At 68.9% G+C, this 20,684-nt stretch carries 19 protein-coding genes; 11 read left to right on the top strand and 8 right to left on the bottom strand.

Features of this window, described 5'->3' with window-relative positions; translation table 11 throughout:
• Positions 1-43: 43 nt before the first annotated feature.
• Positions 44-880, top strand: coding sequence for a spermidine synthase (locus tag ACIA8G_RS29760; protein ID WP_396421993.1), 837 nt, complete (start codon positions 44-46; stop codon positions 878-880).
• Here the strand turns inward: ACIA8G_RS29760 and ACIA8G_RS29755 are convergent.
• On the bottom strand, positions 860-1,435 hold the full coding sequence (locus tag ACIA8G_RS29755) for a hypothetical protein (RefSeq protein WP_396421992.1): 576 nt from the start codon (positions 1,433-1,435) through the stop codon (positions 860-862). The two genes, ACIA8G_RS29760 and ACIA8G_RS29755, sit on opposite strands and share 21 nt — an antisense overlap.
• A 278-nt stretch (positions 1,436-1,713) precedes the next feature.
• On the opposite strand from ACIA8G_RS29755, the gene ACIA8G_RS29750 reads away from it, so the two are divergent.
• On the top strand, positions 1,714-6,120 hold the full coding sequence (locus ACIA8G_RS29750; protein WP_396421991.1) for a HEAT repeat domain-containing protein: 4,407 nt from the start codon (positions 1,714-1,716) through the stop codon (positions 6,118-6,120).
• A 7-nt stretch (positions 6,121-6,127) separates the two neighbouring features.
• On the opposite strand, the gene ACIA8G_RS29745 is transcribed toward ACIA8G_RS29750, so the two are convergent.
• The 3 genes from ACIA8G_RS29745 to ACIA8G_RS29735 are packed head-to-tail and all read right to left on the bottom strand — an operon-like array spanning position 6,128 to position 8,702.
• Entirely contained in the window at positions 6,128-6,757 is a 630-nt protein-coding gene (locus ACIA8G_RS29745) for a hypothetical protein (RefSeq protein ID WP_396421990.1), read from the bottom strand.
• The gene (hisS, locus tag ACIA8G_RS29740) at positions 6,754-8,010 is read right to left on the bottom strand and encodes a histidine--tRNA ligase (protein ID WP_396422352.1); all 1,257 of its coding nucleotides are present in this window, start codon (positions 8,008-8,010) and stop codon (positions 6,754-6,756) included. The genes ACIA8G_RS29745 and hisS overlap by 4 nt, the downstream gene beginning before the upstream one ends.
• The gene (locus tag ACIA8G_RS29735) at positions 8,007-8,702 is read right to left on the bottom strand and encodes an MBL fold metallo-hydrolase (protein ID WP_396422351.1); all 696 of its coding nucleotides are present in this window, start codon (positions 8,700-8,702) and stop codon (positions 8,007-8,009) included. Before ACIA8G_RS29735 ends, hisS begins: the two co-directional genes overlap by 4 nt.
• A 114-nt stretch (positions 8,703-8,816) precedes the next feature.
• On the opposite strand from ACIA8G_RS29735, the gene ACIA8G_RS29730 reads away from it, so the two are divergent.
• From ACIA8G_RS29730 to ACIA8G_RS29705, 6 genes are all read left to right on the top strand, one after another.
• Positions 8,817-9,689: a peptidylprolyl isomerase gene (locus ACIA8G_RS29730; RefSeq protein WP_396421989.1), complete on the top strand. Its 873-nt coding sequence runs from the start codon at positions 8,817-8,819 to the stop codon at positions 9,687-9,689.
• Between the two features lie 340 nt (positions 9,690-10,029).
• A complete protein-coding gene (locus ACIA8G_RS29725; RefSeq protein ID WP_396421988.1) occupies positions 10,030-10,263 on the top strand; it encodes a hypothetical protein in 234 nt (77 codons plus the stop codon).
• A 64-nt stretch (positions 10,264-10,327) separates the two neighbouring features.
• A complete protein-coding gene (locus ACIA8G_RS29720) occupies positions 10,328-10,873 on the top strand; it encodes a MauE/DoxX family redox-associated membrane protein (protein WP_396421987.1) in 546 nt (181 codons plus the stop codon).
• A gap of 12 nt (positions 10,874-10,885) precedes the next feature.
• Complete coding sequence (locus ACIA8G_RS29715) at positions 10,886-11,398, top strand: hypothetical protein (RefSeq protein WP_396421986.1); 513 nt, start codon at positions 10,886-10,888, stop codon at positions 11,396-11,398.
• Positions 11,398-13,218: an ABC transporter ATP-binding protein gene (locus ACIA8G_RS29710; RefSeq protein WP_396421985.1), complete on the top strand. Its 1,821-nt coding sequence runs from the start codon at positions 11,398-11,400 to the stop codon at positions 13,216-13,218. The genes ACIA8G_RS29715 and ACIA8G_RS29710 overlap by 1 nt, the downstream gene beginning before the upstream one ends.
• Before the next feature lie 5 nt (positions 13,219-13,223).
• Positions 13,224-13,601, top strand: coding sequence for a S26 family signal peptidase (locus ACIA8G_RS29705; protein WP_396422350.1), 378 nt, complete (start codon positions 13,224-13,226; stop codon positions 13,599-13,601).
• Here the strand turns inward: ACIA8G_RS29705 and ACIA8G_RS29700 are convergent, their stop codons facing one another.
• The 4 genes from ACIA8G_RS29700 to ACIA8G_RS29685 all read right to left on the bottom strand — a co-directional run bounded on the left by ACIA8G_RS29700 (position 13,602) and on the right by ACIA8G_RS29685 (position 18,208).
• Positions 13,602-15,887 (bottom strand): RelA/SpoT family protein, encoded by a 2,286-nt coding sequence (locus tag ACIA8G_RS29700; protein WP_396421984.1) that lies wholly within the window; start codon positions 15,885-15,887, stop codon positions 13,602-13,604. It abuts the gene before it with no gap.
• 122 nt (positions 15,888-16,009) lie between these two features.
• Positions 16,010-16,186 (bottom strand): DUF397 domain-containing protein, encoded by a 177-nt coding sequence (locus ACIA8G_RS29695; RefSeq protein ID WP_396421983.1) that lies wholly within the window; start codon positions 16,184-16,186, stop codon positions 16,010-16,012.
• Positions 16,161-17,015 carry a helix-turn-helix domain-containing protein gene (locus ACIA8G_RS29690; RefSeq protein ID WP_396421982.1) on the bottom strand — a complete coding sequence of 285 codons (855 nt, stop codon included), beginning with the start codon at positions 17,013-17,015 and terminating at the stop codon, positions 16,161-16,163. The genes ACIA8G_RS29695 and ACIA8G_RS29690 overlap by 26 nt, the downstream gene beginning before the upstream one ends.
• Positions 17,016-17,416: 401 nt before the next feature.
• On the bottom strand, positions 17,417-18,208 hold the full coding sequence (locus ACIA8G_RS29685; protein WP_396421981.1) for a DUF222 domain-containing protein: 792 nt from the start codon (positions 18,206-18,208) through the stop codon (positions 17,417-17,419).
• A gap of 211 nt (positions 18,209-18,419) precedes the next feature.
• On the opposite strand from ACIA8G_RS29685, the gene ACIA8G_RS29680 reads away from it, so the two are divergent.
• The 3 genes from ACIA8G_RS29680 to ACIA8G_RS29670 all read left to right on the top strand — a co-directional run bounded on the left by ACIA8G_RS29680 (position 18,420) and on the right by ACIA8G_RS29670 (position 20,681).
• Positions 18,420-18,695, top strand: coding sequence for a hypothetical protein (locus tag ACIA8G_RS29680; RefSeq protein ID WP_396421980.1), 276 nt, complete (start codon positions 18,420-18,422; stop codon positions 18,693-18,695).
• A gap of 48 nt (positions 18,696-18,743) precedes the next feature.
• Positions 18,744-19,097 (top strand): hypothetical protein, encoded by a 354-nt coding sequence (locus ACIA8G_RS29675; protein ID WP_396421979.1) that lies wholly within the window; start codon positions 18,744-18,746, stop codon positions 19,095-19,097.
• 126 nt (positions 19,098-19,223) lie between these two features.
• Positions 19,224-20,681, top strand: coding sequence for an alpha/beta fold hydrolase (locus ACIA8G_RS29670; protein ID WP_396421978.1), 1,458 nt, complete (start codon positions 19,224-19,226; stop codon positions 20,679-20,681).
• Positions 20,682-20,684 lie beyond the last annotated feature (3 nt).

Here is a 20,684-nt window from a genome sequence, read left to right as displayed (position 1 = left end):
AGGTCCTCCTCAGGAGCGACACGGCCGGTGAGACAATAAACGAGTGGGAAGACAACGGCCCGATACCGAGGCGATCACCGAGTCGATCGACTCCGGCAGCGCGGAACTGGTTCCCGACATCGGGGGCCGTCGCTCGTGGACGTTGCGGGTCAACGGAACCCCACAGTCGCATGTGGACCTGGACGACCCGTCCTACCTGGAGTTCGAGTACGTCCGGCGTCTGGCTCACATCGTGGATCTCACCGCACCGTCCCGTGTTCTGCACCTTGGTGGTGGCGGGCTCACGCTAGCGCGTTATGTGGCGGAAACGCTCCCACGGGCGTCTCAGCAGGTGGCCGAGATCGACGCGGGCCTGATCGCGTTCATCCGCCGCGAGCTGCCGCCACCCCCGCGAGTGAAGATCACCACAGGTGACGCGCGCGCCGTGCTGGCCCGCGCCCGCCCCGGTTCGTTCGACCTGGTCGTCAGCGACTGCTTCGCCGGCGCCCGCACCCCCGCGCACCTGACCTCGGTCGAGTACGTGCGGCAGGCGTCCGACGCGCTGGCGGACGACGGGATCTACGCGGCGAACATCGGCGACGGCAACGGCCTGCAGTTCGCCCGCGCCCAGAGCGCGACCGTGCGGGCGGTGTTCGAGCACGTCTGCGTGCTGGCCGAGCCGGGCGTGTTCCGCGGCCGCCGGTTCGGCAACTTCGTGATCTTCGCCAGCCACAACGGGCTGCCGATGCAGCAACTGACGCGGGCCACGGCCGGAGATCCGTTCCCCGGCCGCGTCGAACACGGCACGGGGCTGACGAAGTTCATCGGTGGGGCGGCCGTGACGACCGACGTGACAGCGACCCTCTCGCCGTCGCCGCCGTCAGGCCTCTGGGGTACCTGATTCCGCGTCGTCCCGGTGACTGGTGAGATCCGCGTACAGCACCAGATGCACGGCCAGCCCGGCGACGGCCAGCGCCTCCACGACGGAGACGGTCATGTAGACGACGGTCCGCGGGCCCGAGGCCCAGTACACGACCAGGGCCGCCACGGGCGCCAGGCAGAACATCCCGAGATCCACGGCGAGCTGCAGGACCTTGCGCGTGCGCCGGCGCCGATCGCCCCGGTGGAACGACTCCCAGCCGAACACCGGCGTGCCCGGCGGCAGCAGCGCGGCCAGCCGGGGCGTGAGCTCGGTGCGGATGTAGCGGCCGGCCGCCGAGATCTTCTCGTCGTTGACCAGGTAGGTCCAGCCGAGCAGCAGCGCGACGGGAGGCAGCAGCAACGCCAGGTTCGCCTGCCCGCGCGCGCTCAACGTCGCCGCCACCACCGCGGCCATCGACGCCAGGGTCGCGTAGACGAGGTTGTCGCGGAATCCGATGCGGGTCTTCTGCTCTTCCTTCAAGCGCTCGTACTCCAGCGTCAGCAGCTTCGCGACGCTGATGTCACCTTCCGCCATGCCTCCCCCTCCTCGACCGGCACATCCTCCGCCATGATCACCCGCTCTGTCGACGAGGCGGCACCACATGCGGCGAAGCCCGATTTCCGCGCGTTCACGCGTGGTAACTTGGGTCACGTTCGTCGGGGTGGAACGGACACGAGGGACGAATGAGCGGTTCGCCGTACAGCGCAATGCGCGCCAGGTTGGCAGGCAGAACCGTCGAACACTATCTGCGCCCCACTTTCCGCGTCCGCAATTCAGCGGACGATTCCGCGGAGCGCGTTCGGTTCGACGCGTTGCTGGACCAGTTGTCGATGCGCCGGTCCAAGTCCGAGCCCAAACCCAAGACGTGGCTGCTGATCGGCGGCGCGGGCACCGGCAAGAGCACCGCCGTGCTGCAGTACGCGATCGCGCTCCTCGACCGCGAGACGCCCTGCGTCCTCGTCGACAACCGCACAATCAGGAACCAGGACGTGCGCGGCCTGACGGTCAAGGAATTCGCCAGGACATTGCGCCCGGCGGACATCGACGAGAAGTTGTGGAAAGCGCACGTCAAGCAGAAGCGCGTCATCTTCCTGGTCGACGCGGTGAACGAATTGGAGCGCGAGTTCGAGGGCTCCCCCGAGTGGAAGTTCATCTGGCAACTGGTGGCGGGGGCGCACGACTTCACGGTGCTCGCGACGTCCCGCCACGAGGTCGACGACCTGGACCGGACGATTCAGCGCGACGTCGAGACCATGTCCATCGAGCCGCTGGGCGAGCAGGACATCGAGGCCTACCTGGGGATGCGCGACGGATCCGCGACCGACGCGCTGGCCGAGATCAAGTCGAGCGAGATGCTGGCGATCGCGTCCAACCCGTTCATGCTGTCGCTGCTGACCGACTGGTTGCTCGGCACGCGGTCCGTCCAGGACCGCAAGATCCCGCGCAGCCGCGCGGACCTGTTGCGGGAGACCGTGGTGCGGCCGGGCAGCGAGGGCAGGTTCGGCAGAGCGGAGCGGGACGCGGCGAAGCGCGGGCTCAGCATGGAGGCGGCGCTGTGCGCGGCGGCACTGGCCGCGATCACCACCGGCAAGGGCAACGCGGACTTCCTCGCGAGGGACGTGGAGGTGCTGCTCGGCCGGGTGTGGGACGACGGGGACGAAGTGACCCACGCGGTGAAAGCGTTCCTCGACACGCAGATGGTGGAGCCGATCGGTGACGCGACGGACGGTCAGTACAGCCTGATCCACCCGGCCTTCGTGGACTTCGGCCTCGCCCTGGCGTGGCAGAGCACGAGCCCGCCACCCGTCGCGCTCGACCCCGCGTACATGGACCAGTGCCTGGGCGACTGGGTGGGCCTGCAGCCGGAGCCGGAGAAGGCCGTGCTCGACCTCATCGCCGACCACGCCAAGCCGCTGGCTCCCGAGTTGCTGGTGGACGTTCTCCTGTCCAACCGAGGCGTGCTGAGCGACGAGGTGCGCGGGGTGCTGTGGCGGCAGGTCGGCCGTTGCCTCGTCCTGGGCCGCCAGACGCGTGACCGCGTGGCAGGGGCGCTGGCCGGCCTGCCGTCGACGATGCTGCGCGACGGACTCCAGCGCGGTCTGCTGCGGGCGCTCAACGCCAAGGACCCCGAACTGGCGGACGACATCTTCACGGCGTTGTGGAGCGGGTCGCTGGACGCCCAGTTCCTCCAGCGGCTGCGCAGAGCCAACGAGCGCAACAAGAAGCAGCCGGCGCCGAAGCGAACCGACCGCAACGAGACCCTCGCCGCGATGCGGCACACGTGGCTGCGGGAGAAGACCGATCCACTCGAGCGCCGCCGGAGCGCGAACTGGCTGGGCTCCAACGGCGGCGAGGAGGACGTCGACGGCCTGGTGACGGCGATGCTCGAAGACGAGGACGCGGCGGTCCGCGGTGCCTCCGCGACCGCGCTCGGGCGGATCGGCTCGCACCGGGCCATCCCCGCGCTCCAGCGCGCCACCGAGATCGACCGCGACGTCAGCTCCAGGGGCTCGGCCGCCAACGCCCTCGGCCTCATCGGCAGTCGCCTGGCGGTCCCCGCCCTCATCGCCGTACTCGCCGACACCGGAACCAACGTCCGCGGCACCGCCGCCAACGCGCTCGGCCTCATCGGCAGTTCCCTGGCCGTCCCCGCCCTCACCGCGGTCCTCGCCGACCCCGAGACCAACGTCCGCGGCGCCGCCGCCAACGCCCTGGGCCTCATCGGCGACGCGCAAGCCGTCCCCGCACTGATCACCGTCCTCGCCGACCCCGAGACCAACGTCCGCGGCGCTGCCGCCACGGCGCTCGGTCGCATCGGCGACGCGCAAGCCGTCCCCGCGTTGATCACCGTCCTGGCCGACCCCGAGACCAGCATCCGCGGCGCCGGTGCCACCGCCCTCGGCCGCATCGGCGACCCGCAAGCCGTCCCCGCGTTGATCACCGTCCTCGCCGACCCCGAAACCAGCATCCGCGGCGCCGCCGCCACCGCCCTCGGCCTGATCGGCGATCCGTTCGCCCTCGAAGCACTCACCAGTGCCATCACCGACGGCGAATCCAACGTCCGCGGCGCCGCCGCCACCGCGCTCGGTCTCATCGGCGACCCCCACGCCCTCGAAGCACTCACCAGCGCCATCACCGACACCGACGCGAACGTCCGCGGCGCGGCGGTGACCGCCCTCGGCCGCACCAGCGACCCCCAGGCCGTCCCCGCCCTCATCACGGTCCTCAACGACACCGAGGCCAGCGTCCGCAGCGCGGCCGCGACCGCCCTTGGCCGCAACCACGACCCCCGAGCGGTGCCGGTTCTCATCACCGCCCTCGCCGACACCAACGCCACCGTGCGCTCCCCGACCGCGATCGCCCTCGGCCGCATCGGCGACCCGCAAGCCGTCCCCGCGCTGACGGCGACCCTCGCCGACGACGCCGACGAGCACTGCAGGACGGCCGCAGCCAACGCTCTCGGGCGCATCGGCGACCCGCAGGCCGTCCCCGCACTCGTCACGGCCCTCACCGGCGACACCAACAGCTTCACCAGGTCGGCCGCGTCCTACGCCCTCGGCCGCATCGGCGACCCGCAGGCCGTCCCCGCACTCGTCACGGCCCTCACCAGCGATCCCAACAGCCGCTCCAGAGGGGCAGGCGCCAACGCCCTCGGGCACGTGGGCGACCCGGCGGCCGCAGAAGTGCTGCGGGCCTGCATCCGCGACCCGAGGCAGACCTACCAGACCCGGCGCGCCGCCGTGGGCGCCCTCGCCCACCTCGACACCGGCGACGAGGCCTGGATCATGGAGATCGCCGACCGGCTGAAATCCAGCGCCAAGGACCGGCACGGACGTGCGCTTCGCGGAGCCATTGTCGACCTGGTGGCCCGACGGCCGATCACGCCGGAGTCGAAGAACTGGCTGGTCCGCGTGATCCACGACGACGGGGCGTACTCGAACCGCACGACCGCGCTCGAAGGGCTGGCCAGGGCAGGCCAGGCGGGGGCGGACCTGATCAGGTACGTCATCGCCCCCGAGCACCCGCGGCCGGACGGGCGGCTCAGGGACACCGACGCGGGCGTGTGCGGTGTCGCGGCAGCGGCCGTCGTGCGCGCCGCGGCCGACGACCCGGCCTACACCGAATCCCTGCTTCCCGGCGTTGTCCGGCTGCTCCTGCACGAGGGCACGCACTGGGCGACGGTCTCCCCTCCGCTCATCCAGCTGCGTCTGCTCCCCCTGCCCGTCGCGGAACGGGTGTTCGCCCGCATCGTGGAGCTCGTCGGTGATCGTGTCCCGGGGAACCCGCACTTCGAGGGATCGCTGGCCGTCGAACGGGAGCTGCTGGAGGAGCGGCGGCGCGTGCAGGCGGATGTCGAGTCGTTCACCAGCAACCCCGAGGCGGTGCTCGCCGGGTTCCGCGAACAACGGAGGTCGAGGTTCGAAGTGACCGCACCCAAGTCCGCAGAGGAGTTCCACGTCGCCCTCCTCACGGCGGTGCCCGTGGAGACCAAGGCGCTGTTCCAGGTGCTCGAGGAGCGCGGTGTCGCCACGACCGAGTTGCAGCACGAAGGCCGCTACTACGACGTCTTCGAGCTGACTGCCGCGGGCCGGCCACCGGTGCGGGTGGTCACCACGCAGGCCACCGACCAGGGCGGCCAGCCCGCGGCGGCGGTGACGCGCGACCTGCTGTCGAGGTTCCAGCCGGACCTGGTGTTCCTGGTCGGGGTGTGCGGCGGGTTCGGTGAGCACGGGGTGGCGCTGGGCGACGTGCTGCTCGCGCGGGCGGTGTTCGACTACGGCCCGGAGAAGGTCCGGCCGGAGGGTGGAGGTCTGCGACCGCAGGTGCACAAGACCGACCCGCAGATCCTGCGGCTCGTCACCAGGCTCGAGACCAGGGGCCGGCTCGACGCGTCTTTGGGCGGGCACGAACTGCGCGTGAAGGACTTCGCGAGCGGCGAGAAGGTGATCGCCTGGCGGGAATCCGCGCTCCGAGCCGAGCTGCTCGGCCTGTCCGCCGACATCGGCGGCGTGGAGACCGAGGCGCACGGTGTGCTGCACACGATCTGGGAAGCGTTCCGTGCCAAGGAGTTCGTGGACGGGGCGATGCTCAAGTGCGTCAGCGACCTCGGGGACGAGGAGATGACGGTGGACAAGAAGACCAAGCAGACCGAAGCCGCGCTGCGGGCGGCTCGAGTGGCCCTGGACGTGGCCGAGGCGTTCCGCCGCGCGGACAGCTGACCGCGGCTCAGTCCAGAGAGGTCACGAACTTCGAGACCGCGTCCGGATGGAGTTTCTGCGCCATCCGCCCGGCCGGAGCCAGCGACCCCAGCCGGTACAGTGGCCGCTCCGCCGGCGCCAACCCCCGCGCCTCGGCTCGCAACTGCGCGACCAGCAGCTCCGAGAACACCAGCCCAGGCGTGTCCCCACGCCCGGCCAGCGTGTCCGCCAGCCGGCGCAGCTGGTAGATCCCCAGCTCACGCCCGCCGACGCCGGAGTACATCGACAACGCGATGTTGATGGCCTTCTTGCCGCCCCGCACGAACAGCCCCACGGTCCGGGCCCCGCGCAGGTCGGTGACGAGCAGATCCAGCCCCTCGGCCGTGGTCAGGTTCACCGTCCGGGTGCCGAACGCCCGGACGTGCACCGACGTGCCTTCCAGCCACACCGTGCGGCGTGCCTCGGACAACGCCAGCAGCACGACCGGCAGCCCGACCACCACGAACGCGATGATCCCGGCGAACCGGCCGCCGATGAACCCGACGATGGCTCCGAACGCCAGCGCCACCATCAGGCCGCCGATCGCGACCATGCGGGCGCGCTTGCGCACCGTCGCCTTGTCCAGCAGGTCGAGGGGAAGCTTCTCGTCGGAGCTCACAGGGCTTTCCGCACCGCCTCGACCACGTCGCTCAGCGCCACGGTGACCTGCTCGCCCGTGGCCAGGGTCTTCACACCGATGGTCCCGGCCTCCAGGTCCCGCTCACCCAGCACGAGCGCGAGCCGGGCACCGGACTTGTCGGCCGCCTTGAAACCGGCCTTCATCGACTTGCCGCCGTACACGAGGTCCGTCCGGACGCCCGCGGCCCGCAGCTCGCCGGCGATCGCCACCAGCCGGGACCGCGCGGCCTCGCCCAGCGGCACGCCGATCACGTCGACGCGGCTGAACTCCGGCAGCACGCCCTCGGCCTGCGCCGCGAGCAGTGCGCGGTCGACGCCCAGGCCGAAGCCGACGCCGGAGAGCTCCTGGCCGCCGAGCTGCGCCATCAGGCCGTCGTAGCGGCCGCCGCCGCCGATGCCGGACTGCGCGCCGAGGCCGTCGTGGACGAACTCGAACGTCGTCTTCGTGTAGTAGTCGAGGCCGCGGACCATGCGCGGATTCTCGACGAACTTCACGCCCAGCTCGGTCAAGTACCCCTTGACCGCCTCGTAGTGCGCGCGGCAGTCGTCGCACAGGTGATCCACCATGAGCGGCGCCTCGGCGACCAGCGCGCGCACCTTGGGCCGCTTGTCGTCGAGCACCCGCAGCGGGTTCAGCTCGGCGCGCTGGCGGGTCGCCTCGTCCAGCGGCAGCTTCGCCAGGAACGCCTGCAGCAGCTCCCGGTAGGCCGGGCGGCAGTTCGCGTCGCCGAGCGAGGTGATCTCCAGGCGGTAGCCGGTCAGGCCCAGCGCGCGGAACCCGGCGTCACCGACCGCGATGACCTCGGCGTCCAGCGCGGGGTCGTCGACGCCGATCGCCTCGATGCCGACCTGGTGGAACTGCCGGTACCGGCCGGCCTGCGGGGCCTCGGCGCGGAAGAACTGGCCCGCGTAGTAGAGCTTCACCGGCAGCGCGCCGCGGTCGAGGCTGTGCTCGATCACGGCCCGCATGACGCCCGCGGTGCCCTCCGGGCGCAGCGTGATGGACCGGTCGCCGCGGTCGAGGAAGGTGTACATCTCCTTCGACACGACGTCGGTCGACTCGCCGACGCCACGCGCGAACAGCGCGGTGTCCTCGAAGACGGGCAGCTCGATGTAGCCGTAGCCGGCGAGCTCGGCCGCACGGGTCAGGGAGGACCTGACGTGCGTGAACGCGGCGGACGTCGGCGGGATGTAGTCGGGAACGCCTTTGGGAGCGGAAAACACGTTTCTCAGAGTCCTCGGTGCGGGGCGGCCGGAGCGTCCCGCAACTGAACCAGGTAAGGGTTCGTCACGCGCTCTCGGCCAATGGTCGTCGACGGGCCGTGGCCGGGCAGCACCACCATGTCGTCGGGCAAGGTCAGGACCTTGTCCTGCAGAGACGACAGCATGCGCGAGTGGTCACCGCCAGGCAGGTCGGTGCGTCCGATGGAACCGGCGAAGAGCGTGTCACCCGAGATCACCAGGCGACCCCCTTCCTGCGCGCCGGAGCGGAACATCACCGACCCGCCGGTATGGCCCGGCGTGTGGTCGACGGTGATCTTCAGCCCGGCGATGTCGAGCTCGGCGCCGTCGTCCAGTGAGCGGACCTCATTCGGCTCGCGCATCTCCAGGTTGCCGCCGAAGAACGCGGCCGACTCGCGGCTGACGCCCTTGAGCGGGTCGGACAGCATCGCCACGTCGTCCGGGTGGATGTACGCGGGGATGTCGTTGCCGTCGCAGACCGGGGTGACGGAGAACGTGTGGTCGAAGTGACCGTGCGTGAGCAGGACGGCGACCGGTGCCAGCCGGTACTGCCGCAGTGCCTGCTCGATCGGCTCCTCAGCGTCCTGACCGGGGTCGATGATCACGCAGGGCTCACCCTCACCGGCCGCCAGGACGTAGCAGTTCGCCTGGAGGGCACCGGTGGGGAACCCGATCACGAGCACGAAAATTACCTCCCTGGTCATGGCTAGCCTAACCACCACACAAAGCCCATATGCGCAGGCCCTAGACTGCCGAGCCGTCCGCCCTTTACGCATGAGTCCCTGGGGAGGGAGCACGTGCCCACCAACGAGCAGCGACGCGCGGCAGCCAAGCGCAAGCTTGAGCGTCAAATGGTCTACCGCCAGGAGCGGGCCAAGAAGCGTCGCATCCTCGCCGTCGTCTCGACGGTCGTCGTTGTTGCGCTCGTCGGAGCTGGCGTGTGGTTCCTCGCTACGCACGACTTCGCCGACGGTGACGCCTCCGCCTCGGAGACCCCCAAGTCGGAGCCTCCCAAGGTCGACATCCCGACCGAGATCAAGCCGCTGGCCAAACGGCCGACGCCGCTCGCGGAGAAGGTCGCCTGCGAGTACCGCAAGGACGACTCGACGCCGCCCGCGAAGCAGGTCAACGCGCCCAACGGCGCCGACATCCCCGCCACCGGCACCGTCAACGTCACCCTGAAGACGAACCAGGGCGACGTGCCGATCACGCTGGACCGCGCACTTGCCCCGTGTGCCGCGAACAGCTTCGCGAGCCTGGTCGAGCAGGGCTACTTCAACGGCTCGCCGTGCCACCGCCTGTCCACCAAGGGCCTGCAGATGCTGCAGTGCGGTGACCCGAGCGGCACCGGTTCCGGCTCCCCCGGCTACAAGTTCGACAACGAGGTGTGGCCGGAGCTGACCTACGGCCGCGGCTACCTCGCGATGGCGAACGCGGGCCCGGACAAGACGGACCCGAAGAAGGGCACGAACGGCAGCCAGTTCTTCATCGTCTACGGCAGCGCCGAGCTCTCCCCCGACTACACGGTGTTCGGCAGCATCGGCGAGGCCGGCCTGAAGATCATCGACGACATCGCGCGCGCCGGTGACGACGGCTCGATGGACCCGTCGCCCGGTGGCGGCAAGCCGAACAACGAAGTCAAGATCGAGTCCGCCACGATCGTCAAGTAGGCGGCGGGGCCACCGGACCTGTGCAACTGAGGTCCGGGTCGCGTCCCGGCATGATCGCAACGCAGGAGCCCCCGGCCCGACGAGGCCGGGGGCTCCTGCGTCTTCCCTGCGCACGTAACGATGTCAGAGTCCGCTGTCGTTTCGCCGAGGGCGGCAGAGCCGTCGCTGTCAAGTACCGCCTCAGTTGCACATCTCGGTTGCAGAGCTACAAATCCAACCTAAGTTGTGCAGCGCATGGGGGTACATAGGGGGATCACGGAACGCCGTTCATTTGGGGAAACGGTGTTGTTCGCCGTGCCTTCCTGCGTCGCCTCCTCGACGCACGAGGGAGATGACCGACATGACCAAGACGATCAGCCTGCTCGGCGACCGTCTGCTGGGTTCGTTGCTCAAGAAGGAAGAAGCCGGCGCCTGCACCGTGTGCCCCGGCCCGTGCGCCAACCGGCTCGTCGGCACGCGCTGTGAGAACAGCCGCGTGGTCGAGCTCTGGTGTTCGGCCTTCTACACGTGCAACTGCGGCTGTGTGATCAACGGCAACAACTGCTGGACGGTCCGGACCAGCCGCTCCTGCTGACGTTAGAGCCGGAAACCGGGGCCGTCCGCGCGGCGGCCCCGGCCTGACCCAGCGGGGGATTCTCGTGCTGTACCTGGAAATCTGCTGCCGAGTGGTGGTCGGGCTGGTGTTCCTGCTCGCCGTCGTCGGCAAGCTGCGCGGCCGCGCGGAACTGACCGCCTTCGCCGAGTCGCTGGGCAGCTTCGGCCTGCGCTCCACGCGCGTGCGGTCCGCGCTCGCCGCCTCCGTGATCACCGTCGAGGCCGTCACGGTGGTGCTGCTGGCCGTCGCACCGCGGCTCGGGCTCGGGCTCGCCGCGATGATGCTCGTGGCGTTCACCGCGGCCGTCGCGGCCGCGAAGGCGACCGGCCGCGAGGTGCGCTGCCGCTGCTTCGGCGCGGACGGCGGCCTGATGGGGCGCAAGCACATGATCCGCAACGGCGTGCTCGTCGTGGTCGCGCTGGCCGGGCTCACCCCCGCCAACGCCACGGCCACACCGCACCTCGGTCTGCTCTTCGCGGCCGTGAGTGCCGCGGTGCTCGGCGCGGTCGCCCTGGCCCACTGGGACGACCTGCGATTCCTCTTCGGCGGCGGGCATGGCGCCCAGCCCGCCCACAACCACCACCACTGACCGGGGGAAGACATGCTCGCCGTACTGACTGCCGCCGTGGCGGTCTGCGTCACGCTCACCGTGCTCAACCTCGTGCTGCTGTTCGCGGTGATCCGGAAGCTGCGCGACCAGCCGCAGCAACCGCAGTTCGTCCCGCAGACGATGAACGTCGGCACCATGGTGCGCCGGTTCGAGACCACGACCACGACCGGTGCGACCCTCACCGAGGAAAGCCTGACCTCGACCGTGGTGGCGTTCGTGTCGCCGTCCTGCGCACCGTGCCGCGACCTGGTCGCCTCGATCAGGGAGATGGCGCCGCGACTCGGCGACCCGCTGCTGCTCGTCGTGGTCGAGGAACTGGACGACGCCACCAGGGCCGCCGTGGCGGGGGTGGACGGGGTCAGCATCGTCGCCGACGGCGAGAGCACCGCCGTGACCAGTGCGTTCGGCGTGTCGAGCTACCCCACCGTCGCACGCCTGCAAAGTGGCCTGGTCGTCAACAGCGGCTCTCAGCTCGCGGACGTGCTCGAGCCGGTGGCGAACTGATGGGCCACGCCGCCGTCGCCGGGCTGCGACTCACCTGGCAGGCCGCCCGAGCGGGCACGGTGCTGCTCGTCGTCATCGCGGCGCTCGGCGGCGCGGCCGTCCCGGTGGCGGCGTGGCTCGGCAAACTGCTGATCGACGAGATCGCCCGCGGTCGTGCGGCCGACGAACGGCTCGCGGTGGCGCTGGCGCTCGGCACGGCGCTGGTCGGCAGTTGCGCGGCCGTGCTCACCTACGCGGGCACGTACGTGGGCGCCCGCGTGCAGCGCTCGGTGAACCTGCACGTCGAGGACGAGCTGAACCGCTCGGTGAACGACCTGATCGGCCTGCGGAACTTCGAGAACCCGGTGTTCCACGACCGGCTGCGCCTCGCCGCTCAGGGCGCTCAGGGCGCGCCGTCCGTGCTCACGGAGTTCGGCATCGAACTGGTGCGCAAGGTCGTGACGGTCGCGGGTTTCGTCGGCGCGATGATGGCCGTCTGGCCGTTCATGGGTGTCCTGCTCGTGGTCGCCGCGGTTCCCGCGTTCTTCGCACAACTGGCGATCTCGAAACGGCACGCTGCGACGGTCGAGACGATGATGAACACCGTCCGCAGGCAGTCCTACTACCGGTCGCTCATCACCGAGAGCCAGGCGGCCAAGGAGATCCGGCTGTTCGGGCTGGGCGACCTCTTCCGCGCACGGTCCCGCGAGGCGCTCGCCACCTCGTCCGGCGCCGAGCTCGCGGTGCGGCGCAAGAACCTGTTCGTGGAGTCGGGTTTCAGCCTCCTGAACGCGGTGATCGCGGCGGTCGGCACCGCCGTTGTCGTCGCGAGTGCGGTGCGCGGCACGGTGTCCATCGGTGACGTGTCGCTGTTCATCGCGGCGGTCGCGTCCCTGCAGGGCGCCTTCACGATGCTGATCATCCAGTTCGGTCAGGTCGTCGAGTCGCTGAAGCTGTTCCGGCACTTCGTCGACCTGAGCCAGGACGGACAGGACATAGTGGACGGCACGGCCGAGACTCCCGCGCTGCAGCGGGGTATCGAGCTGCGCGACGTGTGGTTCCGCTACGACGAGAACTCGCCGTGGGTGTTGCAAGGCGTCACCTGCACGATTCCCGCGGGCGCGGCGGTCGGGCTGGTCGGCGCGAACGGCGCGGGCAAGAGCACGCTCGTGAAGCTGTTGTGCCGCATGTACGACCCGGTGCGCGGCTCGATCCACTGGGACGGCACGGACATCCGCGAGCTGAGCGCCGCGACGTTGCGCCGGCGCACCGCCGCGGTCTTCCAGGACTTCATGAACTACGACCTCACCGCCGCCGAGAACATCGGCGTCGGCGACCTGCGCGGTCTGACCGACCAGCCCAGGATCGAACAGGTCGCCCAGATCTCGGAGATCGACGAGAAGATCCGCTCGCTGCCCCAGGGTTACCAGACCCTGCTCAGCCAATCCTTTGTGGACTTCGAGGCGTTCGCGGCCGGCGGAGGCTTCTCCAGCGGCGTGAACTTCTCCGGCGGGCAATGGCAACGGCTCGCGATCGCCCGGTCGCTGATGCGCGGCGACGCGGACTTCATGATCTTGGACGAACCCAGCTCCGGCCTGGACGCCGACGCCGAGCACCAGCTCAGCACGACGTTGCGGACGTTGCGCGGCGGCCGGACGAGCCTGCTGATCTCGCACCGCCTCAACGCGTTGCGCGACGCGGACCGGATCATCCTGCTGAACGGCGGCGTGATCACGGAGCAGGGCACGCACGACGAGCTGATGACCTCGGACGGCGAGTACGCGCGGCTGTTCAGCCTGCAGGCGAGCAGCTACCAGGACGAACGGGTGGCTCTGCCGTGAAGTGGATGTTGTTGCTGCTGCCGATCGTGGCCGTCGCGGCCGTGTGGTGGTTGCGCAGCCACTATCTGCTGGTGACCGTGCGCGGCGACAGCATGATGCCGGCGTTGCGGCCGGACACGCGGGTGCTCGCCCGGCTGGGCGGCCGGTACCGCACGGGGTCGGTCGTCGTGTTCCGGTTCCAGGCGGAGTTCGTCGATCTGATGATCAAACGGGTGGCCGCTCGCGCCGGCGAGCCGGTGCCCGAGGACTTCCGCGCCGCCGTGGCCGATGGCGTGGTTCCCCCTGGTCACCTGCTCGTGCGCGGCGACAACCCCTCGAGCAACGACTCCCGCACGTTCGGCTACGTGCGGGAGTCGGCGGTGCTCGGTTCGATCAGCCTGTGATCAGGAAGCGGACGTCACGCGGTAGACGTCGTAGACGCCCTCCACGCTGCGGACCGCCTTCAGCACGTGCCCGAGGTGCTTCGGGTCGCCCATCTCGAACGAGAAGCGCGACACCGCCACCCGGTCCCGCGACGTCGTGACCGACGCGGACAGGATGTTCACGCGCTCGTCGGCCAGCACCTTCGTGACGTCCGAGAGCAGCCGGTGCCGATCGAGCGCCTCCACCTGGATGGCGACCAGGAAGACACTCGACGCGGACGGTGCCCACTCGACGTCGAGCAGGCGTTCCGGCGACTTCAGCAGCTCGTCCGCGTTCGTGCAGTCGGTGCGGTGCACGGACACGCCGCCGCCCCGCGTCACGAACCCGAGGATGTCGTCGCCTGGCACCGGAGTGCAGCAACGGGCGAGCTTCACCCAGACGTCGCCCGCGTCCTTGACGATCACGCCCGCGTCGCCGGTGGGGCGGCGCCGGGTGACCGTGGACGGGGTGGCGCGGTCGGCCAGCTCCTCCTCGGCGTGGTCCACCCCGCCGAGCTGGGCCACGAGGCGTTGCACGACGTGCCGGGCCGAGGTGTGCCCCTCGCCGACGGCCGCGTACAGCGCGCTCATGTCCGGGTAGTGCAGTTCCTTGGCGAGAGCCTGCATCGAGTCGACCGAGACGAGGCGCTGGATCGGAAGTCCGACGCGGCGGACCTCCTTGGTGATCGCGTCCTTGCCCTGCTCGATCGCCTCTTCCTTGCGCTCCTTGGCGAACCACTGCTTGATCTTCGCCTTGGCACGCGGTGACGCGACGAAGCTCAGCCAGTCGCGGGACGGGCCCGCACCCTCCGCCTTGGAGGTGAAGATCTCGACGACCTCGCCGTTCTCGAGCTTGCGCTCCAGTGCGACGAGCCGGCCGTTCACGCGGGCACCGATGCAGCGGTGACCGACCTCGGTGTGCACGGAGTAGGCGAAGTCGACCGGCGTGGAGCCCGTCGGCAACGTCTCCACGTCACCCTTCGGCGTGAACACGAAGATCTCGCGCGCGGCGAGGTCCCAGCGCAGGCCTTCGAGGAACTCGCCGGGGTCCGCGGCTTCCCGCTGCCAGTCGAGGAGCTGGCGCATCCACGCCATCTCGTCGATCTCGACGGACTTGCCGTTGTGCGTGCCCTTGGTCTCCTTGTAGCGCCAGTGCGCCGCGATGCCGTACTCGGCCCGCTGGTGCATCTCCTGCGTGCGGATCTGCACCTCGAGAGGCTTGCCGTCCGGGCCGATCACGGTCGTGTGCAGCGACTGGTACACGCCGAACCGCGGCTGGGCGATGTAGTCCTTGAACCGGCCCGGCATGGGCTGCCAGGCCGCGTGCACGACGCCCATGGCCGCGTAGCAGTCACGAACCTCGTCCACGAGGATCCGCACGCCCACCAGGTCGTGGATGTCGTCGAAGTCGCGACCGCGGACGATCATCTTCTGGTTGATCGAGTAGTAGTGCTTCGGCCGGCCCTCGACCTTCGCGACGATGCGCGCGCCCTCGAGCTGGGAGTTCAGCTCGTCGACCACGGACCGCAGGTACGTGTCGCGACTCGGGGCCCGCTTCGCGACCAGCCGCACGATCTCGTCGTACTTCTTCGGCTGCAGGATCGCGAACGCGAGATCCTCCAGCTCCCACTTCACGGTCGCCATGCCCAGCCGGTGGGCCAGCGGCGCGAGCACTTCGAGCGTTTCCCTGGCCTTGCGAGCCTGCTTCTCCGGCGGCAGGAACCGCATGGTGCGCATGTTGTGCAGCCGGTCGGCGAGCTTGATGACCAGGACCCGCGGGTCCTTCGCCATCGCGATGACCATCTTGCGGATGGTCTCAGCCTCGGCCGCTGCCCCCAGCTTGACCTTGTCCAGCTTCGTGACGCCGTCGACGAGGCGGGCTACTTCCTCGCCGAAGTCGTCCTTGAGCTGGCCCAGCGAGTAGTCGGTGTCTTCCACGGTGTCGTGCAGCAGCGCGGCCACCAGCGTCGTGGTGTCCATGCCCAGCTCGGCGAGGATCGTCGCCACGGCGAGCGGGTGGGTGATGTAGGGATCGCCGGACTTGCGGCGCTGCGGGCGGTGCTTCTCCTCGGCGACGTCGTATGCGTGCTGCAGAAGCGCCAGATCGGCCTTGGGATGGAGGTCACGGTGCACGGCGGCGAGAGGTTCGAGGACCTGCTTCACCGGGGCCGCACGTTGGGCGGTGATGCGCCGCGCAAGGCGGGCGCGCACACGCCGGGTCGCCGACGGTTGAACAACCGTCGCAGCGGGTTCGGTGTCTTGACTCAACCCCACGCTCCTCGGGTCTCGCGAGTACCGAGGATAACGCGTTTACCCTGACGAAACTTCCGATGGCGCGACGAGCGGTGCAGCTCACACGGTGAACGCGAGGCGAACTTCCGCTGAGCCGATCAGGCTACGCGTGCCACGAACGCCTGCCAGGCGGAGATCGAGAACGCCAGGACGTCACCGTCGGTGGCCTTCGAATCACGCACGAGAGCGTCTTGGGCAAGCGACACCTCAACGCACGCGCTCTCGATCGTGTCGTTGCTGTAGGTGCTCTTACGCCAACTCCGCTCGCGGAACATGAAGGCCCCTTCGCAGTCCGCTGGCGTAGTTCGCCAGCAAGCTCCGCGATTGTCCCTCATCCAAGGCAACGGCATCCAACCACTTGAAGAACTCCCTGCTCTGCGCAATTGCGGCGCCATTGTGCGAGAACACCTGCGCCAAGTCGGTCTCGCTGTACGCCACCGGCACCATCTTCTCGAAGCTGAAGAGCATCCGAGCCGAGTGCCTGATCGGGGCACTTCCTGCCGACATCGGCACGATCCGCAGGACGTGCGTCTTGAAGAGCATGCGCAGGTACTGCTCTTCCATGAGCCGATCGTCACCGACTCGCAACTGCAGTGCGAGCTCGTGCACGTAGAAGTGACACTCAGGACGGTTGTGCCGCTTCATGACCGCCTGTCGTTCCATCCGCAGCCGAACACCCTTTTCAATGTTCTCCGGCGCCACCTGGCCGCCTTCGACGAACAGCCCTCGCACGTACTCCGGCGTCTGGATGAGGCCCGGAATCGTGTGAACGTCGTAGGTCGTGATCTTGTTCGCCGTCGCCTCCGTCATCGCCAGCGTGCGCAGGTTGTCGGGCACCTGCACCACGTACGGGTCGAAGGCGTAGCGGTAGTGACTGCGGAACTCCTCGAAGAAGTTGGCGTCCCGGCCGCACGCCATCAGGTACTGCACGAGGTCGATCTCGCTCGCCCGCGCCCTCCCCCGCTCGATCGTCGACACCTTGCTCGGGTCCCAGCCGAGATGTTCGGCGAAAGAAGCACCGTTCATGCTGGTGAACTTCTCGCGCAGCCGGCGCAGCTGATCGCCGAGATCCCGGCTGTACGCGGTGGAGGTGATCGCAGTCATGCGCTGGACGCTAAGGATTGGCCACGGTCCAACCAAGGGCCTCATTCGGGTGAAAACGCTCTAGAACGGCGGTAGGTCGCCGAGGACTGGTTCGGGGTCGCGTCGGTAGGTCTTCCCCGCCGGGCTGCGGAAGCAGAACGTCCCGGGTGTCGGCTGGGTGACTTCCCAGGCGGTGCGGTGCTTGACCCGATGGTGTCTCTTGCAGAACGGGCCCATGTTGGCCTCTGACGTGTCGCCAAGCGGAAACGGTTCGGTGTGGTCCAGTTCGGACTTCTGGGCCGGGCACATGCACCCCGGACAACGACACGTCCGATCCCGCGCCCAGATGAACCTGCGCAGCGCAGCCGGCGGCCGATAGGTGCTGGTGCCGAACTCCAACGCCGCCCCGGTCACCGGCTCAGTCAACAGCCGCCGCCACGTCGAATCCCCAGCCAGCTCACGCGCCAGGTCGGCGGTGATCGGGCGCCGTACCCGGCGAGTTCACCGGGCTGTTCGGCCAGGCCCATCACCGTCGCCGCCGAGATAGCCACGTACAGCTCGACCTTGACCGCGCTGGCCCCGTCCGGCGTCGCCAGCAACAGATCCGCGAACACATCCGCACGGATCTGGTCCAGCGTCCGAGGATCAGACGGCGTCTTCACCTGACGAGCGATCGCATCAACACGGGCATAGCAGGCCGTGGCCAGGTGCGCGGGCAGGAACGCCCACACCCGCGCCACATCGTCCTCGAGCGCGTCGATTCCCATGCAGCGCTGGGCTTTGCGCTGCTCGGCACGCTCCCTCTGCCCCTCCGGATCGACCCGCATCACCACGCGGTTGGTGAGCTGACGCATCTGCGCACTGGTCAGATCCGGCGCCTTCGCCAGCACCCGCTCCTCGACCTGCGCCGCCAAATCAGCGGTCAGCGGCATCGTTTTGTCGTAGAGCACGCGGGCCTTGTAGAAGTCGATCTCACCCTTCTCCAAGGCATCCAACGTGGCAGTCAACTTCGAAGCCAGGTCCGGGGCCATCGCCACCTGATCCGCGGTCCAGCGTGAGGTCCACCGCATCGCAGCGGCGATCTCCGCATCAATGAATTCTTCACCCTCACACGCGATGGCGTAATCGGCGAGGGCACGCATGAGCTGCGCTTGGTGATAGGTGATCTGTTTATCGTGATACGAGAGTGCGTCCAGAAACTCGATGACTTCCACATCACGAGCCTATTACGGTCGCGAAGATCGAATTACCAAACAGCACCACACGATCAGGTGAACCCGCAGGTCAAGCCCGCCATGTCATATGGCTCGTGCGTGTTCTTCTCTCTAGATACGCAACCACCTACGCGACGCAATCACAGAAATTCGTTCCGGCACACGCCATGTGCCGGCCCGGCGAAGCCGTAAGGCCACTAGAATCGGCGCAGTGAGAACCCTCGTGCAATGCGCAGCCCTGAGCCTCGTCTGGCTGGGCACGATGGCCTACCTCGCCCTGGACGACCCAAGCCACTTCGACCCACGAGCCCTGACCGGCTCAGCAGTGGCGTGGGCAATGGCGACGACCCTGTCCTGGCTCCTGCTACGCCGCGCCACCAGACCAAAACTGTGGGAGATAGCCGTCGTGACGGCCCCCGCCTCGCTGGTGACGTTGGTGCTGGTCACAATCGGTGCCGCATTCGTAGCGCCACCGCTGCCCGCCTGACATGCTTGGTCACTCGTTGTGAGTGATCGACAGGTCTGGGGGGACCACATGCAACCGAGCCCGTTCGCGCCACCGCCCATGCAGCAGGTCAGGAAAGGCACGCCGTTCCTGCACTGCGCGGCAGGCGCATCGATCTGGTACGCCGCACTCATCGCGGCGTTCGTCGCCATCACGCTGAAAACCCAGTCCGGCTGGGGAAACCTGGTGCCCGCGCTGCTGATCGGCGGGGTGTTCTGGGTGATCACCACGACCGTCACCTGGCTGGTCCTGATGAAGGTCCGCGTTCAGCAGTGGGTGCTGATCCCGCTCACACTGCCGATCTACCTGGCGGTGTGGTTCGTGCTCTACGTGATCGTGGGCGGGCTCTCGAACCTGTACATGATGTTGCTGTCGCGCTACTGACAAGGCGCGAGCTCCCGAGCGTTGCGCAGCCAGTCGACCTACGTAGTTCTCACCGACGCGGCCACGGCCGCGGCGGTGGAACTCTCGCTGCGTCGACCACAGGCGAGCAGCGCAAGGAGATCAGCCATGTCACTTGTAAGGAAAGGCATCGCGGTAGGACTGGCCGTCGTGGCGGTGCTGTCCTCCACCTCGGCAGGCCAAGCCGACCAGCAGGGCTCGGCGAACCGGATCACCTGGAAGAACTGCACCGACGCCGAGTTCCAGAGAATGCAGTGCGGCACGATGCAGGTACCGATCGACTGGGCCAATCCGCGCGCCGGACAGCTCAGTCTGGCGATGGTGAAACGGCCGGCCGATGAACGGCGTCAGGGCACGTTCATGCTCAACGTCGGGCCGGGTGCGTCGACGATCGAGCAGCTGCGGCTGGCGATGAGCATCGACTTTCCCAGCTTCGCAGGCGATCTGACCAAGAAGTTCGACATCGTCGCGCTCGATCCGCGCGGCATCGGGCACAGCACCCCCATCCGCTGCACGCAACCGGTCAAACCCGCCGGGATCAGCTACTTCCCCCGCGACCGTGCGGCGTTCGACGCGCTCGTCGCGCACAACCGCTCGCTCGGTCAGGATTGCTTGCGCCGCAACGGTTCCCTTGTCACCAAGGTCGACATGACCAGCACCGCGCGGGACTTCGAAGCAGCTCGTATCGGGCTGGGTGCGAAGCAGCTCGACTGGTACGGAACCCGCTACAGCGCCTTGCTCGGACGCACTTACGCCGCACTGTTCCCCAACCGATTGCGCACCATGGTCGTCGACACGGCGGTGGACGACACCGGCTCACAGATCTCGCGAATCGTGCAGGAGATGGACGCTGCCGAGGAGTCGTTCAACCGCTTCGCCGCGTGGTGCGCCAGCTCGGCGGACTGCGCGTTGCGCGGCCGTGACGTCGCCGCCGAGTACGACGCCCTCATCGCTCGCGCCGACCGCACGCCCATCGCGGTCGGTGGAGACGGTGCACGCTCGCTCACCGGTGAAGACATCCGGCTGGCTACCCAGGACTACCTGAACCTCTCGTCCGTCACCTGGCCTGAGCTGGGTGAGGCGATCGTCAAGGCACAGGCCGGCGACGCCGCCTACTTCACCCGCACCCCCGACGGCACGCAGCTCGACCCGGTACAGGCTCTCGCGCCCGCCTGCCTGGACACTCCGCGTTCGACGACCACGTACGAGGAATTTGCTGGCCTGCAACGGCTCGTGGCCCAGAAGTCGCCGCATCTGGGCGGCGCGGTGCGGTCGTGGAAGGCGTTCGCCGGATGCCTTGGCTGGCCCGTCCCCGCCAATCCGGTCGACGCCGGCGGTCCGGTCGCGGGCGGCCCCAAGACGTTGGTGACCCAGTCGACCCACCAGGCGCTGGCCCCCTACGCCGCGGGCTTCGCGTTCGCCGCTCAACTGCCCGGCAGTGTGGTGCTCACCCGCGACGGCGACGACTACAGCATGTTCCTCGCCTCGCAGTGCGTCCGTGACGCCACCAACCGGTACCTGACCGAGCGCGTCCTGCCCGCACCGGGCACGGTCTGCACCGACTGAACT

The organism is Lentzea sp. NPDC051213 (genome assembly GCF_044455585.1).
In the GTDB taxonomy this organism is placed as follows: Bacteria; Actinomycetota; Actinomycetes; order Mycobacteriales; family Pseudonocardiaceae; genus Lentzea.
This window is presented reverse-complemented; position numbering and strand designations above follow the sequence as displayed.

What these genes read in the sequence shown, in the direction of transcription:
- ACIA8G_RS29675 (WP_396421979.1), top strand. Translation starts at nt 18,744, where the DNA reads ATGCAACCGAGCCCGTTCGCGCCACCGCCCATGCAGCAGGTCAGGAAA.
- ACIA8G_RS29715 (WP_396421986.1), top strand. Translation starts at nt 10,886, where the DNA reads ATGCTCGCCGTACTGACTGCCGCCGTGGCGGTCTGCGTCACGCTCACC.
- ACIA8G_RS29725 (WP_396421988.1), top strand. Translation starts at nt 10,030, where the DNA reads ATGACCAAGACGATCAGCCTGCTCGGCGACCGTCTGCTGGGTTCGTTG.
- ACIA8G_RS29690 (WP_396421982.1), bottom strand. Translation starts at nt 17,015, where the DNA reads ATGACTGCGATCACCTCCACCGCGTACAGCCGGGATCTCGGCGATCAG.
- ACIA8G_RS29695 (WP_396421983.1), bottom strand. Translation starts at nt 16,186, where the DNA reads ATGTTCCGCGAGCGGAGTTGGCGTAAGAGCACCTACAGCAACGACACG.
- ACIA8G_RS29705 (WP_396422350.1), top strand. Translation starts at nt 13,224, where the DNA reads ATGTTGTTGCTGCTGCCGATCGTGGCCGTCGCGGCCGTGTGGTGGTTG.
- ACIA8G_RS29670 (WP_396421978.1), top strand. Translation starts at nt 19,224, where the DNA reads ATGTCACTTGTAAGGAAAGGCATCGCGGTAGGACTGGCCGTCGTGGCG.
- ACIA8G_RS29710 (WP_396421985.1), top strand. Translation starts at nt 11,398, where the DNA reads ATGGGCCACGCCGCCGTCGCCGGGCTGCGACTCACCTGGCAGGCCGCC.
- ACIA8G_RS29755 (WP_396421992.1), bottom strand. Translation starts at nt 1,435, where the DNA reads ATGGCGGAAGGTGACATCAGCGTCGCGAAGCTGCTGACGCTGGAGTAC.